This is a genomic window from Halopseudomonas laoshanensis (genome assembly GCF_008365385.1).
In the GTDB taxonomy this organism is placed as follows: domain Bacteria; phylum Pseudomonadota; class Gammaproteobacteria; order Pseudomonadales; family Pseudomonadaceae; genus Halopseudomonas; species Halopseudomonas laoshanensis.
In genome coordinates, this window is record NZ_QOVF01000001.1 from 1,045,193 (window position 1) to 1,061,594 (window position 16,402).

The 16,402-nt window shown below is 56.8% G+C and carries 14 protein-coding genes and 1 tRNA gene; all 15 read left to right on the top strand.

Annotation, left to right across the window (positions count from 1 at the left end):
- The first annotated feature begins 22 nt into the window (after positions 1-22).
- The 15 genes from thrS to exaC all read left to right on the top strand — a co-directional run bounded on the left by thrS (position 23) and on the right by exaC (position 16,376).
- On the top strand, positions 23-1,948 hold the full coding sequence (gene thrS / locus DT594_RS04800) for a threonine--tRNA ligase (protein ID WP_149331599.1): 1,926 nt from the start codon (positions 23-25) through the stop codon (positions 1,946-1,948).
- Entirely contained in the window at positions 1,945-2,496 is a 552-nt protein-coding gene (gene infC, locus DT594_RS04805) for a translation initiation factor IF-3 (RefSeq protein WP_174959116.1), read from the top strand. Before thrS ends, infC begins: the two co-directional genes overlap by 4 nt.
- 62 nt (positions 2,497-2,558) lie before the next feature.
- A complete protein-coding gene (rpmI, locus tag DT594_RS04810) occupies positions 2,559-2,759 on the top strand; it encodes a 50S ribosomal protein L35 (protein WP_096344611.1) in 201 nt (66 codons plus the stop codon).
- A 22-nt stretch (positions 2,760-2,781) separates the two neighbouring features.
- The gene (gene rplT, locus DT594_RS04815; protein WP_096344612.1) at positions 2,782-3,138 is read left to right on the top strand and encodes a 50S ribosomal protein L20; all 357 of its coding nucleotides are present in this window, start codon (positions 2,782-2,784) and stop codon (positions 3,136-3,138) included.
- Between the two features lie 104 nt (positions 3,139-3,242).
- Positions 3,243-4,247 carry a phenylalanine--tRNA ligase subunit alpha gene (pheS, locus tag DT594_RS04820; RefSeq protein ID WP_149331600.1) on the top strand — a complete coding sequence of 335 codons (1,005 nt, stop codon included), beginning with the start codon at positions 3,243-3,245 and terminating at the stop codon, positions 4,245-4,247.
- Positions 4,248-4,286: 39 nt separating this feature from the next.
- On the top strand, positions 4,287-6,668 hold the full coding sequence (pheT, locus tag DT594_RS04825) for a phenylalanine--tRNA ligase subunit beta (RefSeq protein WP_149331601.1): 2,382 nt from the start codon (positions 4,287-4,289) through the stop codon (positions 6,666-6,668).
- 3 nt (positions 6,669-6,671) lie between these two features.
- Entirely contained in the window at positions 6,672-6,974 is a 303-nt protein-coding gene (ihfA, locus tag DT594_RS04830) for an integration host factor subunit alpha (RefSeq protein WP_036992243.1), read from the top strand.
- On the top strand, positions 6,955-7,314 hold the full coding sequence (locus DT594_RS04835; protein ID WP_096344615.1) for a MerR family transcriptional regulator: 360 nt from the start codon (positions 6,955-6,957) through the stop codon (positions 7,312-7,314). Before ihfA ends, DT594_RS04835 begins: the two co-directional genes overlap by 20 nt.
- A gap of 88 nt (positions 7,315-7,402) precedes the next feature.
- Positions 7,403-7,479 (top strand) — tRNA-Pro (locus DT594_RS04840).
- Between the two features lie 196 nt (positions 7,480-7,675).
- Entirely contained in the window at positions 7,676-8,017 is a 342-nt protein-coding gene (locus tag DT594_RS04845; protein ID WP_149331602.1) for a YggL family protein, read from the top strand.
- 530 nt (positions 8,018-8,547) lie between these two features.
- Positions 8,548-10,200, top strand: a complete 1,653-nt coding sequence (locus DT594_RS04850) for a ShlB/FhaC/HecB family hemolysin secretion/activation protein (RefSeq protein WP_149331603.1) — start codon at positions 8,548-8,550, stop codon at positions 10,198-10,200.
- Positions 10,201-10,278: 78 nt separating this feature from the next.
- Positions 10,279-13,242 (top strand): two-partner secretion domain-containing protein, encoded by a 2,964-nt coding sequence (locus DT594_RS04855; RefSeq protein WP_149331604.1) that lies wholly within the window; start codon positions 10,279-10,281, stop codon positions 13,240-13,242.
- 9 nt (positions 13,243-13,251) lie between these two features.
- Complete coding sequence (locus DT594_RS04860; protein ID WP_246164548.1) at positions 13,252-14,031, top strand: hypothetical protein; 780 nt, start codon at positions 13,252-13,254, stop codon at positions 14,029-14,031.
- A 154-nt stretch (positions 14,032-14,185) separates the two neighbouring features.
- Positions 14,186-14,707, top strand: coding sequence for an Mpo1 family 2-hydroxy fatty acid dioxygenase (locus tag DT594_RS04865; RefSeq protein ID WP_149331605.1), 522 nt, complete (start codon positions 14,186-14,188; stop codon positions 14,705-14,707).
- A gap of 148 nt (positions 14,708-14,855) precedes the next feature.
- A complete protein-coding gene (gene exaC / locus DT594_RS04870; RefSeq protein WP_149331606.1) occupies positions 14,856-16,376 on the top strand; it encodes an acetaldehyde dehydrogenase ExaC in 1,521 nt (506 codons plus the stop codon).
- Positions 16,377-16,402: the final 26 nt, after the last annotated feature.

Consider the following 16,402-nt stretch of genomic DNA (forward strand, 5'->3'; position numbering starts at 1 on the left):
CACCACTGAGAAGGAGCGGCATATGCCCACTATTACTCTCCCCGACGGCAGTCAACGCAGTTTCGATCATCCTGTATCCGTAGCCGATGTGGCCGCCTCTATTGGCGCTGGCCTGGCCAAAGCGACGCTGGCCGGCAAGGTCGATGGCCGTCTGGTCGACGCCTGCGACATCATCGATACCGATGCGACCCTGCAGATCATTACGCCGAAGGACGAAGAGGGGCTGGAAATCATCCGCCACTCCTGTGCCCACTTGATTGGCCACGCGGTCAAGCAGCTGTACCCGACTGCCAAGATGGTGATCGGTCCGGTAATTGACGATGGCTTCTATTACGACATCGCCTACGAGCGCTCCTTTACCCCTGACGACATGGCCGCGATCGAAGCGCGCATGCGTGAGCTGATCGCTACCGATTACGACGTGATCAAGAAGGTCACCCCGCGTGATCAGGTCATCGAGGTGTTCGAGTCCCGCGGTGAAGACTACAAACTGCGTCTGGTCGAAGACATGCCGGACGAGCAGGCCATGGGTCTGTACTACCACGAAGAATACGTCGACATGTGCCGCGGACCGCACGTGCCGAACACCCGCTTCCTCAAAGCCTTCCAGCTGACTCGGATCTCCGGCGCCTACTGGCGTGGCGATGCGAAGAATGAACAGCTGCAGCGCATTTACGGCACCGCCTGGGCCGACAAGAAGCAGCTGGCTGCCTACATTCAGCGTATGGAAGAAGCCGAGAAGCGCGACCACCGCAAGATCGGCAAGCGCCTGGGCCTGTTCCATACCCAGGAAGAAGCGCCGGGCATGGTGTTCTGGCACCCGAATGGCTGGACCATCTATCAGGTGCTCGAGCAGTACATGCGCAACCTGCAGCGCGTCAGCGGTTACAAAGAGATCAAAACCCCACAGGTCGTTGACCGCGTCCTCTGGGAGCGCTCCGGCCACTGGGAGCACTACTCGGCGAACATGTTCACCACCGAGTCGGAAAGCCGCGACTACGCGATCAAGCCGATGAACTGCCCGTGCCACGTACAGGTGTTCAATCAGGGCCTGAAAAGTTACCGCGAGCTGCCTCTGCGTCTGGCCGAGTTCGGCTCCTGCCACCGCAACGAGCCATCCGGCTCGCTGCACGGCCTGATGCGCGTACGCGGCTTTACCCAGGACGACGCGCATATCTTCTGTACCGATGAGCAGGTCAAGTCCGAGGCGGCTGATTTCATCAAGCTGACCCTGCAGGTGTACAAGGACTTCGGCTTTGATGATGTCGAGCTGAAACTCTCGACCCGTCCTGAAGACCGCATGGGCGACGACGCCGACTGGGACCAAGCCGAACAGGGTCTGGAAGCCGCACTCAACGAAGCGGGCCTGAAATGGGATCTGCAGCCGGGTGAGGGTGCTTTTTATGGTCCCAAGATCGAATTTTCCCTTAAAGACTGCATCGGCCGGGTATGGCAGTGCGGTACTTTACAACTGGATTTCATGTTGCCGGGCCGGTTGGGCGCGCAATATGTCGCAGAAGATGGTGCACGCAAGACTCCGGTCATGTTGCACCGCGCGATCCTGGGTTCCTTTGAACGATTCATCGGGATTCTGATCGAACACTACGCTGGCGATTTTCCAGCCTGGCTTGCTCCAACTCAGGCCGCAATTCTCAATATCACCGACAATCAGGCCGATTTTTGCTCCGAAGTGGAGAAAAGTCTCAATGAAATGGGCTATCGGGCCACTGCGGACTTGAGAAACGAGAAAATTGGCTTTAAGATTCGCGAGCATACTTTGCACAAGACACCTTACCTCCTGGTAATTGGAGATAGGGAAGTCGAATCGCACACTGTGGCCGTGCGCACACGGGAGGGTAAAGATCTGGGTTCCATGACTGTTACCGAGTTCTCCGAATACCTCGCCCGTGACGTTGCACAACGAGGCCGCCAGAATTCGGAGCTATAAAGATTAAACGCGAGATGAGACAAGACAAAAGAGCCGCACAACGCCCGCCGATCAATGAGAACATCACGGCGCGCGAAGTCCGCCTGATCGGTGCCGAAGGTGAACAAATCGGTATCGTGTCCATTCAGGAAGCCATGGCCGCTGCAGAAGAGGCCAAGATGGACCTGGTTGAGATCTCTCCTGATGCAGAGCCGCCGGTTTGCCGAGTCATGGACTACGGCAAGCACGTCTTCGAAAAGAAGAAACAGCAGGCCGTCGCGCGCAAGAATCAGAAACAGATTCAGATCAAAGAAATAAAGTTTCGACCAGGGACGGAAGAAGGGGACTATAAGGTGAAGTTACGCAACCTTATACGCTTCCTAAGTGATGGGGATAAGGCCAAGGTTTCATTGCGATTCCGCGGCCGCGAAATGGCCCACCAGGAGCTGGGGATGGAACTGTTGAAACGGGTCGAACAAGACCTGCTTGAATACGGTACCGTCGAACAGTATCCGAAAATGGAAGGTCGTCAGCTGATGATGGTCATCGCACCCAAGAAGAAAAAGTAACCTCCAGGGCAACGCCAGGCCTTGCGGTTATCTTATTAACGCAATATGCGGAGTACATGAACATGGCTAAAGTAAAGATGAAGACCAAAAGAGGTGCTGCAAAGCGCTTCAAGGCTACCGGCAACGGTATTAAGCACAAGCATGCTTTCAAGAGCCACATCCTGACCAAGATGAGCACTAAGCGTAAGCGTCAACTTCGGGGTACTTCCGAGTTGCACCCTGCTGATGTGCAAAAAGTCGAGCGCATGTTGCGTCTCCGTTAAGTCAAGGTTGAGGATATAAAGAATGGCTCGTGTTAAGCGTGGTGTAATGGCGCGTAAGCGTCACAAGAAAATTCTGAAACTCGCCAAAGGCTACTACGGTGCACGCTCACGCGTATTCCGTGTTGCCAAGCAGGCGGTCATCAAGGCAGGTCAATATGCCTATCGTGACCGCAAGCAGCGCAAGCGTCAGTTCCGTGCTCTGTGGATCGCTCGTATCAACGCTGGTGCTCGTATGAACGGCATGTCTTATAGCCGTTTGATCGCTGGTTTGAAAAAGTCGTCCATCGAAATCGACCGTAAAGTTCTGGCCGATCTGGCTGTGAACGAAAAAGCGGCGTTTACCGCGATTGTCGAAAAAGCAAAGGCTAGCCTGGCTTAAGCCCTCGTTACGACAATCACCGGAGCCTGGCTCCGGTTGGCAACGTCATTAATAGGGGAAGAGCCTCATCGCTCTTCCCCTATTTTTGTTTCTGGAGTCTGTAAATGGAAAACCTTGACGCCCTGGTCTCCCAAGCCCTTGAAGCTATCGAGCAGGCAGCTGATATCAACGCGCTGGAACAGATCCGCGTGCAGTACCTGGGTAAGAAGGGCGAGCTGACTCAGGTGATGAAAACCCTGGGCAACATCCCGGCTGAAGAGCGCCCGAAAGTCGGCGCCATGGTCAATGACGCCAAAGAACAAGTCTCCAGCGTGCTGAACGCGCGCAAGAGCGATATGGAAGCCGCGGCGCTGAATGCCAAGCTGGCTGCCGAACGTATCGACGTCACTCTGCCAGGCCGTGGCCAGGTCAGTGGCGGGTTGCACCCGGTCACGCGCACCATGGAGCGGATCGAACAGATTTTTGCCCACGTCGGTTACACCGTCGAGGAAGGTCCTGAAGTCGAGGACGACTACCATAACTTTGAAGCTCTCAACATTCCCGGCCATCACCCGGCCCGGGCAATGCATGACACCTTCTATTTCAACGCCAACACCCTGCTGCGTACCCACACCTCACCGGTGCAGGTACGTACCATGGAAAGCACGCAGCCGCCGATCCGGATCATCTGTCCGGGCCGTGTTTACCGCTGCGATTCGGATCAGACCCACTCGCCGATGTTCCATCAGGTCGAAGGCCTGCTGATCGACGAGGGCGTGAGCTTTGCTGATCTGAAAGGCACCATTGAGCAGTTCCTGCGCGAGTTTTTCGAGGCGGATCTGGAAGTACGCTTCCGACCCTCGTTCTTCCCGTTCACCGAGCCGTCCGCCGAGGTGGATATCCGCCGCACTGTGATCAAGAACGGTGAAGAAAAGGCCGATTGGCTGGAAGTGCTGGGCTGCGGCATGGTGCACCCGGATGTGCTGCGCATGTCTGGCATCGACCCGGAAAAGTACCAGGGTTTTGCCTTCGGCATGGGCGTCGAGCGCCTGACGATGCTGCGCTACGGCGTGGGCGATCTGCGCATCTTCTTCGACAACGACCTGCGTTTTCTTGAGCAGTTTCGCTGAGCGCCGCACCCGCAACCCTTTTGAGAGCAGGAACCAACAATGAAATTCAGTGAACAGTGGCTGCGCACCTGGGTGAACCCCAACGTCTCCCGTGACGAACTGGTCTCGCGCCTGTCCATGACCGGACTCGAAGTAGACAGCGTCACCCCGGCCGCTGGTGTGTTCAGCGGTGTGGTGGTGGGCGAGATCGTCAGCGCCGAGCAGCATCCCGATGCTGACAAACTGCGCGTGTGCCAGGTCAGCAATGGTAGCGAGCAGTTTCAGGTGGTTTGCGGCGCGCCGAATGCGCGACCCGGCATCAAGATCCCCTTTGCCATGGTCGGCGCCGAACTGGGCGAAGACTTCAAGATCAAGAAGGCCAAGCTGCGCGGTGTGGAATCCTTCGGCATGCTCTGTTCCGCTGCCGAACTGAAACTATCCGACGATCACGATGGCCTCTACGAGCTGCCAACGGACGCCCCCACAGGTCAAAACCTGCGTGAATACCTGGGCCTGGATGACGCGATTATCGAAGTCGATCTGACCCCCAACCGTGGCGACTGTCTGTCCATCGCTGGGCTGGCCCGTGAAGTCGGTGCCAATTACGGCGAGGCGGTTTCGCCCGTGCAGATTGATGCCGTGGCGGCGGTGCATGATGAGGTGCGTCCAGTCGAGCTCAACGCCCCCAAGGCCTGCCCGCGCTATCTGGGTCGCGTTGTCCGTAATGTGGATTTGTCGCGCCAGACGCCCTTGTGGATGGTCGAGCGCCTGCGTCGCAGCGATATCCGCAGCATCGATGCGGTTGTGGACATCACCAACTACGTCATGCTGGAACTGGGTCAGCCACTGCATGCGTTCGATCTCGCCGAAATCAAGGGCGGTATTCGCGTGCGCATGGCCGAGGAGGGCGAAAAACTGGTTCTGCTTGATGGCCAGGAAATCAGCCTGCGCGCCGATACCCTGGTCATCGCCGACCACGAACGTCCGCTGGCCATGGCCGGCATTATGGGTGGTGAGCATAGCGGCGTCAGCGCAGGCACGCGTGATCTGTTTCTGGAAAGCGCGTTTTTCGACACCATCGCTATTGCCGGCAAAGCCCGCGGCTACAGCTTGCACACCGACTCCTCGCATCGCTTTGAGCGCGGCGTGGATTGGCAGCTGCAGCGCGACGCCATAGAGCGCGCCACCGCGCTGGTGGTGGAGATCGTTGGCGGTGAGCCCGGTCCGGTGATTGAAGCCGTCAACGAAACGACATTGCCAACATTAAAGCAGATCACCCTGCGCAGCGAACGTATCAACCAGATGCTCGGCATGCAGATGAAAGGCGCCGACGTTGAAGCCTACCTGTCCGGTCTGGGGCTATACATTACGGCCGACGGCGAAGGCCAATGGCAGGTCGACGTGCCGAGTCATCGTTTCGATATCAGCATTGAAGTTGATCTGATCGAAGAGCTCGCCCGCCTGTACGGTTACAACCGTTTGCCGGTCAGCGCGCCGACTGCGGCGCTGAACCTGACAGCCAAGCCGGAAACCCGCGGTGAGTTGCCAGTTCTGCGTCGTCTGTTGGTTGCCCGCGGTTATCACGAAGCTATCACCTACAGCTTTGTCGAGCCGGGCCTCAACAAGCTCTTTGACCCCGAGGTTGAACCGCTGGCACTGGCTAACCCTATCTCATCTGATATGGCAGTGATGCGTACCTCGCTGTGGCCGGGCCTGAGCAAGGCCGTGCAATACAACCAGAACCGCCAGCAGGGCCGCGTGCGTTTGTTTGAAAGCGGCCTGCGCTTCGTGCCTCAAAGCAATGGCGAGTTGCTACAGGAGCCGATGCTGTCCGGCGTCGCTTGTGCGTCACGTCTGCCGGAAGGTTGGGCCAATGGCAGCGACAAGCTCGACTTTCATGATGTAAAGGGCGACGTTGAAGCGTTGCTGGGGCAGGGCGGTGCTGGCAATCAGTATCTGTTCGAACCGGCCGAGCACCCCGCGCTGCACCCGGGTCAGAGCGCCCGCATCAGTCGTGACGGCGAAACTGTCGGCTGGCTTGGCGCGCTGCATCCGCAATTGCTGACCGAGCTGGACATTCAAGGCCCATTGTTCGTTTTTGAGCTAACCTTAAGCAGGATCATTCAGGGTCGGCTGCCTAAATTCGCTGAACTGTCACGTTTCCCGGAAGTCCGAAGGGATGTGGCATTGCTCGTCGACAAGACGGTCGTAGCTGAAGATTTGTTGGCAGACATTCGTGCAAATGCAGGTGATGCCCTTAAAAACCTCAGGTTGTTTGACGTGTATGAGGGTAAAGGTATTGATCCGCATAGAAAAAGTCTGGCAATCGGCTTGACGTTACAGCATTCCTCGCGCACTCTTACTGATGATGAGGTGAACGCTGTCATGGACAAGGTGCTGACGTCCCTGGAGCAAAGGTTCAATGCCACACTAAGGAAATAGCCTATGGGGGCTCTGACAAAAGCAGAAATGGCAGAACGTCTCTACGAGGAACTCGGCTTCAACAAGCGTGAAGCCAAGGAACTGGTAGAACTGTTTTTCGAAGAGATTCGCAATGCCCTGGAAAGCAACGAGCAGGTCAAATTATCCGGTTTCGGCAATTTTGATCTGCGCGACAAGCGCCAGCGGCCAGGCCGTAATCCCAAGACCGGTGAAGAAATTCCCATTACCGCCCGGCGTGTGGTCACCTTTCGCCCCGGACAAAAACTCAAGGCACGAGTAGAAGCGTATGCTGGAACCCAGCCATAACGATGAACTACCAGTCATACCTGGTAAACGTTACTTCACCATCGGTGAAGTGAGCGATCTTTGCGCAGTCAAACCCCATGTACTGCGCTACTGGGAACAGGAATTCCCGCAATTGTCTCCGGTCAAGCGCCGCGGCAACCGTCGTTACTACCAGCGCCAGGACGTTCTGATGATCCGTCAGATTCGCGCGCTGCTGTATGACCAGGGCTTTACCATCGGCGGTGCGCGACAGCGTCTCTCCGGCGACGAAGCCAAGGAAGACGTCACCCATTACAAGCAGTTGATCCGTCAAACGATCACTGAGCTGGAAGAAGTTCTGCAGGTTCTGCGCACCCACTGAACCTGCCTCAACCCGAAAAAAAACTTTCTCATTTCAGATAGTTAATGTATTATGCGACCCGCTTCGACAGACAAAGTCGAAGCGACGTCGGGGCGTAGCGCAGCCTGGTAGCGCACTTGCATGGGGTGCAAGGGGTCGAGTGTTCGAATCACTCCGTCCCGACCAATATTATCGATGACTTAGCCCAATGTTCGCGCATTGGGCTTTTTCATTTGTGGGGACTTTGCGGGGCTTATGCGCTCTGTTTATTCCAAAAGCGCGCATTGCGCTTCCCAGCGACACAACTCTCCGCGCGTCTTTAATCTGCCTGAACTTCAAGCTTGCTACTCTCACTGCTTAATCCATCCAAGAGGAATATCCCATGGCTACCAACCGCTCACGTCGTTTGCGCAAAAAACTCTGTGTTGATGAATTTCAGGAGCTGGGTTTTGAACTGAATCTGGACTTGAAAGACGACCTCAGCGTTGAAGAGATTGATACCTTTCTCGACCAATTCATCCTGCAGGCCCTGGATGCAAACGGCCTGGATTATGTTGGCGGCGAAGACTTCGGCCTGGTGTGCCTGGCCGGGCGTGGCTCGGTCACCGAAGAACAGCGCGCGGCAGTCGAAAGCTGGCTCAAGGGCCGTAGCGAACTGACAAAAGTCGAAGTCAGTCCGTTATTGGATGCATGGTATCCAGATAAGCCAATTACTGCGGCATAGCCGCACGCGGCTACATCAGCACGCCTGCACTGGGTCGCCCCAGACCTGAATACGCGAAGAGTAACGCTGCCGTACCATGCTCTGGGGCGCTGCAACGAGTGGGTCGTTGCACGCACTATTTCCCACCAGCGCTCTACTGAATTGGCTCAACCTGCCGATAGCCTGATTATGGGATTTCGCGGGGAAGTGCCCCAGCACTGTTACGGTTTGCTGAGATTATCAATCGCCGGCGGTATTCGTTAGGACTTTGTTTCAAAATGTTGTAACGTGCCGTTATAGCCGAATAACTGGCGCCATTTTTTTGCTGTATGAGACCTGGTTCAAGTTTCACGCTTTGTTTTAGCGGCCTCGCGTTCATCCGAGATCGCCCAGAATGTTTTCGCCCATTCGGGTAGTTTCACCTCTTCTCCATATTTCACACCCTCTACGACTTTTGCGCAGGATGCGCGAAACGGGCACATGCGGATTACTCGCAGGCTCGTTCGAACGCGTCTGGGTGTGCCAAGGGGTCTATTTTGCAAAAAAAAATAATGACATTTGCACTTCTAACGTTGAGTTCCACTGCCTTTGCACAATTTCCTGACGGCGGCAGCCAGCTACAACAAATCCCGCCATCACCTACCCTGGAACAAGCCGAACCAGAGATTCAGGTCGAACAAACCCAAACACCTGCGGTTACCCCAGCCGATTCCGCCAGAATCCAGGTCAATTCATTGCATCTGACCGGCCAGAGTCTGTACACCGAAGCCGAGTTGCTAAGCGTGACTGGCTTTACCGCAGGGCAAGAGCTGAGTCTCGGCGAACTGCAGCAGATGGCTACGCGTATCGCAGCTTTCTACCATGAAAAAGGTTATTTCGTTGCTCAGGCATATCTCCCTGCCCAGGAGATCCAGCAGGGCGCCGTCACTATCGCGGTGGTGGAAGGTCGTTATGGCGACATCAGTTTGCGCAACCAAAGTAACCTGTCCGATCGCCAGGTAAATAGCTCCCTTGCGGGTCTTAATAGTGGTGAGGTGATCGAATCATCCGCACTGGAGAGCCGTTTGCTACTCCTGTCGGATACCCCCGGCGTGAACGTCAGATCAACGTTGGTTCCCGGCGCATCTGTCGGTGCAGCTGATCTGGTAGTCGATGTCGTTCCCGGGCAGCGAGTGAACGGCAGCATCGATGCCGACAATGCCGGCAACTACTACACCGGCGAATATCGCCTGGGTGCCACGCTAAACATCAATAATCTGGCAGGCCAGGGCGATGTTGCCACGTTACGCGTGCTACACGGCTTCGATGGCTTGAACTATGGCCGTGCCGCCTACCAGATGCAGTTTGGTCGGGCCACTGCGGGCGTGGCCTACAGCCGGATGGAATACGAGCTGGGTAAGGATTTCAGTGACCTGGATGCCAACGGCACGGCGGACATTGCCAGCGTCTTTGCCAGTTATCCGCTGATTCGTTCGCGCCGCAGCAACCTCTATGCTCAGGTGGGCTATGACTACAAGACTTTTGAAGACCGCATCGACGCGTTATCGCCGCCTATAGTTGTCGACAAGAATATCCATGTGCTGATGACGACCCTGCGCGGCGACCATCGCGATGACCTCGGCCGTGGCGGTGTGACGGCGGGTGGGGTGACCTGGTCAACTGGCGTGCTGGATATAGAAACGCCAGAAGCTCGTGCTGCGGACGACATCTCAGCGCGCAGAAATGGCAATTACAACAAGCTCGGCATGTATGCCATGCGCCTGCAGAACATTACCGAACGCGTCTCGCTTTATGGCGCGATCAGCGGTCAGCTCGCTTCCAAGAACCTCGACAGCTCCGAGCAGATGTCCCTGGGCGGCATGTACGGTGTGCGCGCTTATCCCCAGGGCGAAGCTTTTGGTGATGAGGGTTATCTGGCCACGCTAGAGGCCAGGTACCTGCTGGCCCAGCTGTCCAGCCAGCAACTTGGCCAAGTGCATCTGGTCGGCTTTGTTGACGGCGGCTCTGTCACCGTCAACAAGGATCCCTGGGACGGTTCGGATAACTCGCGCACCCTGACCGGTGCGGGTGTGGGCGTTAACTGGGTGGATACCAATAATTTCTCTGTGAAGGCTTCCTACGCGCGAAAGCTCGGTAGTGAAGATGCTACGGCGGCGCCGGATTCGAATGGGCGCTTCTGGGTGCAACTGGTCAAATACTTTTGATGGCCGACTTGGCTCAGTACAAAGAACACGGGCCTGAAAGGCTCGCAAAAAATGCCTGCAACAGGGTAGGAACACATAATGAATAATATCTACCAGTCGATCTGGAACGCCAAAAGCGGTACGTATATCGCCGCATCCGAACACGCTAAAGTCGGTGGCAAGAGAAGTGCCGGCGCCGTTAAAGGCGGCATAAGCCGAGCGGTAGGTTTTGCCCTGCAATCGCTTGCCGCTGCAGTCATGTTGGCAACTGGATTCAGTGCCCACGCCCTGCCAGTTGATGGTTCGGTAGCGGCAGGCGCTGCCAGTATTGCTAACGGTGAAGGTAGCATGACCGTTAACCAAGCATCGCAGAATGTCAGTATCAACTGGCAGAGCTTCAATATCGGCCAGGGCGAATCGGTCACGTTTGTGCAACCCAACAGCAGCGCAGTGGCGCTCAATCGGGTGCTGGGTTCTGACCCATCGAGCATTCTGGGTAGCCTGGATGCTAACGGGCAGGTGTTCCTGATCAACCCCAATGGCGTGCTCTTCGGCCAAAGCGCTTCGGTCAATGTCGGCGGTCTGGTGGCCTCGACGCTGAATCTTAGCGACAGCGATTTCATGGCAGGCGACTACAACTTCGCCGGTGCCAGTGATGGCAGTGTCGTCAACCAGGGTGCGATCAATGCCGATGGCGGCTATGTCGCGCTGCTTGGCGCGAATGTCAGCAACCAGGGCGTTATCCAGGCCAATCTGGGCACCGTTGCGCTGGCGGCCGGTGACGCAATAACCCTCGATGTCGCAGGCGACGGCCTGTTAAATGTCGCCGTTGACCAAGGTTCAGTAGCGGCATTGGTGCAGAACGGCGGGATGATCCAAGCCGATGGCGGCAAGGTATTGATGACGGCCAGGTCCGCGGGAAACTTGTTCCAGTCTGCGGTGAACAACACCGGCGTGGTCCGTGCCCAGAGCATCCACAACCGCAATGGCACCATTACCCTGCTGGGCGATATGCACAGTGGCACGGTAGATCTAGGCGGTGAGCTGGATGTGTCGGGCGACGGGGCAGGGCAGACGGGTGGTAGCGTTGTTGCCACAGCTAACCAGGTCGGCTTGGTTAAGGCCAACATCGATGCCTCCGGTGACGCGGGCGGCGGTACTGTGTTGCTGGGCGGCGGCTATCAGGGCAAGGACGCGGCAGTACAGAACGCCAAAGCAACCCATATGAGTGCTGACTCCAGCATCACCGCTGACGCGCTGAGTTCCGGCGACGGCGGCACCGTTGTGCTGTGGGGTAATGAATCGACCCGCGCCTATGGCAGCATTACAGCCCGCGGCGGCGCCGAGTCCGGCAACGGCGGCATGATCGAGACCTCCGGCGGTTGGCTGGACGTTTCCGGGATACGGGTGAATACCAGTGCACCCAACGGCCAGTTCGGCATGTGGCTGCTTGACCCCGCAGATATCACCATCTCCAGCGCGCCAGCATCAGGTGCCACGTCCACAGGCAATGTATTCGCCCCCGATTCCGGAATGAATGTGGCGAACATCAATGTAAACGACCTGGTCATGGCCTTGGGTGGTAGCAATATCACCGTAACGACCGAGAATACGGGCGCCAGTGGTAGCGGTAACGGCGATATAACGGTTATGAACGCCGTTACCTGGGTGGCGCCGACGACACTGACGCTTAACGCAGACCGGGATGTCAACGTGAACCTGGGCGCCGATATCACCGGCACCCTGGGTAGCCTTGAAGCAAATGCCGGTCGGGATATCAACGTTAATGCGGATATCACCACCACCACAGGTGGTCTTAGCTTTATCGCCGTCAACGACGTTACCGTTAACGCGGCCACGACCATTACCACAGGTAACCTCACCGCGGTCGCTGGGCAGAACGTCAATCTCAACGCAGCAATGACGGTCACTACGGGCGATGTCATCCTGCGTGCGGATAACGACGGTACCGGGCCGGGAGCCATCCTAGGTGGCACGGTGCTCATTACCTGCGGCAGCAACTGCATCACTATAGGTACGGGCGATCTGAGCATTCGCTTCAACCCGGTGAATTACGCGCAGACCAATGCTGAAATTCTTGCCTATGGACTGAACCTGACTGGCGGCGGCGCACTTGATGCCAAGGCCTGGGTGTTCGGCTTGGGCGACAACAAGGTTTACGACGGTTTGCGCGATGCCACTGTCAGCGGCCTTGAGACGGATATCACCAACACACCGCCTCCTGTCGCTCTGGGCGCCGTTACCAACGCGTTATTCGATACCAAGGATGTGGGTGTTGAAAAACTGATCACCTATGAAAGCACCTTTGCTGATCCGGTCTTTGATCTTTTTTCTCCTTTCGGTACGGCGGTGGGTACCTATGTCACGCGCGCCGATATAACTCCGGCACCGTTGACCATCACCGCCAATAACGCCACCAAGGTATTTGGTGAAACGCTGGTGTTGGGAACATCGGCCTTCACCTCGGTAGGCCTGGTAGCGGGCGAGACCATTGGCGGTGTGACCCTGACCAGCCCTGGAGCAGTGGGTACGGCTACAGTGGATGGTAATCCCTACGCCATTACTCCGAGTGATGCGGTTCCCGGCACCTTTGATCAGAACAATTACGCCATTAATTATGTCGATGGCACCTTGTTGATCAGCCAGGTGGTACCAGATCCCGTGATTCCAGTAGATCCAGTAGATCCGGTGATTCCAGTAGATCCGGTGGACCCAGTGGATCCCCCAGGCTCAACTCCTCCGGGCTCCACGCCCCCGGGCTCGACGCCAGACCCGACTGAACCAGACTTGCCAACCGAGACCCTGCCGGGTGTCACTAACCCGAATACCAGCAGCCCCTATGACGACAGTACCGGCCGACAATTCGTCGCTGGATCAACCCATCGTGCAGCTGGTGTGAACTACGCAACTGAAGGTACCGGTATCAACCTGGAGGTAGCGCAACTTACCCAGCTGTCAGCTGACCCCGTCGCTATCGTAGAAGAGGAACCCAGAGCGATTTATGTGCCACCGGTATATGCGCCGAGGCAGGATCGTAACTGAGCCAAACCCATGAGAACGGAGGAGATCAGCAACAACACTGCCAGGATCGTGGGCAATGCCCGTGCGAAGGGGCTTTACACGGGTATCCTGCTGCTTGCCGGAATGACTACTAATCACCTGGCGTGGGCGGATGGCGCCTGGGAAACGGGGGCGCTGGGTAAACCCGTTGTCTGGCAGCAGGTTGTTCCAACAGCAATAGCCCCAGCACCGGTTCCTATTCGCAAGGTTGCAAATTTCAAGGGTGAAAATGTCTCCGAGGCTGCACGGCAGGTCGTCAACTGGGTCGTAGACTCAGGCGACAACGCCGGCCTGCCATTTCTGATTGTCGACAAGGTGCAAGCAAGAGTGTTGATGTTTGATGCCCAAGGGCAGCTAACGGGTTCAGCGTCGGCTCTATTGGGTATGGCGGTGGGGGATGACACCGTGCCCGGCATTGGTCAGCGCAGACTGTCCAGTATTCTGCCGAACGAACGCACCACGCCTGCAGGTCGGTTTGAAGCATCGGTAGGCCGCAATCTAGCGGGCAAGGAGATTCTCTGGGTGGACTACGACGCAGCCATCTCACTGCACCGGGTCGTCACTAGTAATGCCAAGGAGCGCCGAGCCGAACGCTTGGCCTCACCGCTCATTGAAGACAACCGGATTTCCTATGGTTGTATTAACGTGCCAGTGGCGTTTTTCGATGAGGTCGTGCTTCCCGCATTTGCCGGCACCAATGGCATTGTGTACACGTTGCCGGAAACTCGGGAAAATCAGTCGGTGTTCAGTTCTTATTACGAACTTGAATAACCCGCTCTAGGTCTCCGTTTACTATACTTTTTATAAGCTACTAGAAAGTTGATGAATGAATATCCTGCATCGAATCTCCTGAAAAATCAGCATTCGCCACATAGGACTATCCGCGCTACTGTCTTCCAAGCTATCCCCGAACCTGGAGGTTCTGATGAAAAACCTGGAAGACCAACTGTCGCAATACGCGGCTTACCACCGCGACGCCCGTAATATCGCCACGCATTTTATCGGCATTCCGATGATCGTGGTGGGCGTTGCCGTTCTGTTATCCCGGCCCGCCATTGAGCTGGCTGGTATTGCCGTATCGCCTGCGCTGCTGGCAGGGCTGGCGGCGTCTTTCTACTACCTCAAGCTTGACTGGTTTCTGGGCGCGATCATGAGCGTGCTTATGGCGCTGTCTGTCTGGGCGGGTGCGCTGCTGGCGGCTGAATCGACTGCGCTCTGGCTGTCTGCCGGCGTCGGGCTCTTTGTGGTGGGCTGGGTATTCCAGTTTATCGGTCACTTCTGGGAAGGCAAAAAGCCGGCCTTTATTGATGACGTTGCCGGCCTGATTATCGGCCCGCTGTTCGTTGTTGCCGAAGCGCTGTTCATGCTTGGCGCTTTGCCAAAGCTGCGCGCGACGATTGAGGGCAGGGCAGGTCATATTCGCTCGGGCAAAACCTCAGCCGCCTGAGTACCAACTGGCCGCATTCGCTTTCAGTAATACAAAGTAACCCAGATCAACTGGCTAAACAGGCGTACCCGGCAACCCTCTGCTGTAATCAGTACTGTCCCATGACCTGGCTCGTGACGGGCCAGGCAACGCGCAGAGGGTAACCATCATGATTTATGCAAATCCGGGAGCCGATGGCTCCGTCGTCTCGTTCAAGGAACGTTACGGCAACTTCATCAACGGCGAGTTCGTCGCGCCGGTCAAAGGGCAGTACTTCAGCAATATTTCCCCCGTCACCGGCGACGCGGTCTGTGAAATTCCCCGGTCCGGCGCTGAAGATATCGAGAAGGCACTGGACGCAGCCCACGCCGCCAGGGCCGCCTGGGGCAAAACCTCTGTGCAGGAGCGGGGCAATATCCTGCTGCAGATCGCCGACCGCATCGAACAGAATCTGGAAAAACTCGCCGTTACCGAAACCTGGGATAACGGCAAAGCCGTGCGTGAAACGCTGAATGCGGATATCCCGTTGGCGGCCGATCACTTCCGCTACTTCGCTGGTTGCATCCGTGCTCAGGAAGGCACCCTGGCGGAGATTGACGAGTTCACCACCGCCTATCACTTTCATGAACCGCTGGGCGTCGTGGGCCAGATCATTCCCTGGAATTTCCCGCTACTGATGGCCGCCTGGAAGCTGGCGCCGGCGTTGGCAGCAGGCAATTGCGTGGTACTCAAACCAGCTGAACAGACCCCGCTGGGCATCCTGGTACTGATGGAGATCATTGGGGATCTATTGCCACCCGGCGTACTCAATGTGGTCAATGGCTACGGCCGTGAAGCCGGTGAAGCCCTGGCGACCAGCAAACGCATCGCCAAGATCGCCTTTACCGGCTCAACCCCGGTCGGCCGACACATCATGCATGCCGCCGCGGAAAACATTATCCCCTCCACCGTAGAGCTGGGTGGCAAGTCGCCGAACATCTTTTTTGCCGACATCATGCAGGCTGAAGAGGCCTTTATCAGCAAAGCCGTCGAAGGCCTGGTGCTGGCGTTCTTCAATCAGGGCGAAGTCTGCACCTGCCCGTCGCGGGCGCTGATTCAAGACAGCATGTACGACGATTTCATCGCCCTGGCGATCAAACGTACGCAGAGCATCACACGCGGTAACCCGCTGGATACCGACACCATGGTCGGCGCGCAGGCCTCTGAGCAGCAGTTCGACAAGATCCTGTCCTACATGGAAATCGCCCGGCAGGAAGGCGCAGAGTTTTTGATTGGTGGCAGTGCCGAACAGCTGGAAGGCAATATGAACAAAGGCTTTTACATCCAGCCGACCCTGCTCAAGGGCAACAACCAGATGCGTATCTTCCAGGAAGAAATCTTTGGCCCGGTGGTCAGCGTCACCACCTTCAAGGATGAAGAAGAAGCCTTGGCCATCGCCAATGACAGCCAGTTCGGTCTCGGAGCAGGGCTATGGACCCGCGACACCAACCGCGCTTACCGCATGGGCCGGGCAATTCAGGCTGGCCGGGTGTGGACCAACTGTTATCACCTGTATCCCGCGCACGCCGCCTTCGGCGGTTACAAGCAATCTGGCGTAGGCCGGGAAACGCACAAGATGATTCTCGACAGCTATCAACAGACCAAAAACCTGCTGGTCAGCTACGACGTGAATCCCCTGGGCTTTTTCTGACCGTTGGCGGCGCAAAGCCTTCGCCG

Bases quoted from the DNA above. Each gene is read 5' to 3' on its own strand.
- thrS (WP_149331599.1), top strand. From the start codon at position 23: ATGCCCACTATTACTCTCCCCGACGGCAGTCAACGCAGTTTCGATCAT.
- rpmI (WP_096344611.1), top strand. From the start codon at position 2,559: ATGGCTAAAGTAAAGATGAAGACCAAAAGAGGTGCTGCAAAGCGCTTC.
- rplT (WP_096344612.1), top strand. From the start codon at position 2,782: ATGGCTCGTGTTAAGCGTGGTGTAATGGCGCGTAAGCGTCACAAGAAA.
- pheS (WP_149331600.1), top strand. From the start codon at position 3,243: ATGGAAAACCTTGACGCCCTGGTCTCCCAAGCCCTTGAAGCTATCGAG.
- pheT (WP_149331601.1), top strand. From the start codon at position 4,287: ATGAAATTCAGTGAACAGTGGCTGCGCACCTGGGTGAACCCCAACGTC.
- ihfA (WP_036992243.1), top strand. From the start codon at position 6,672: ATGGGGGCTCTGACAAAAGCAGAAATGGCAGAACGTCTCTACGAGGAA.
- DT594_RS04835 (WP_096344615.1), top strand. From the start codon at position 6,955: ATGCTGGAACCCAGCCATAACGATGAACTACCAGTCATACCTGGTAAA.
- DT594_RS04845 (WP_149331602.1), top strand. From the start codon at position 7,676: ATGGCTACCAACCGCTCACGTCGTTTGCGCAAAAAACTCTGTGTTGAT.
- DT594_RS04850 (WP_149331603.1), top strand. From the start codon at position 8,548: ATGACATTTGCACTTCTAACGTTGAGTTCCACTGCCTTTGCACAATTT.
- DT594_RS04855 (WP_149331604.1), top strand. From the start codon at position 10,279: ATGAATAATATCTACCAGTCGATCTGGAACGCCAAAAGCGGTACGTAT.
- DT594_RS04860 (WP_246164548.1), top strand. From the start codon at position 13,252: ATGAGAACGGAGGAGATCAGCAACAACACTGCCAGGATCGTGGGCAAT.
- DT594_RS04865 (WP_149331605.1), top strand. From the start codon at position 14,186: ATGAAAAACCTGGAAGACCAACTGTCGCAATACGCGGCTTACCACCGC.
- exaC (WP_149331606.1), top strand. From the start codon at position 14,856: ATGATTTATGCAAATCCGGGAGCCGATGGCTCCGTCGTCTCGTTCAAG.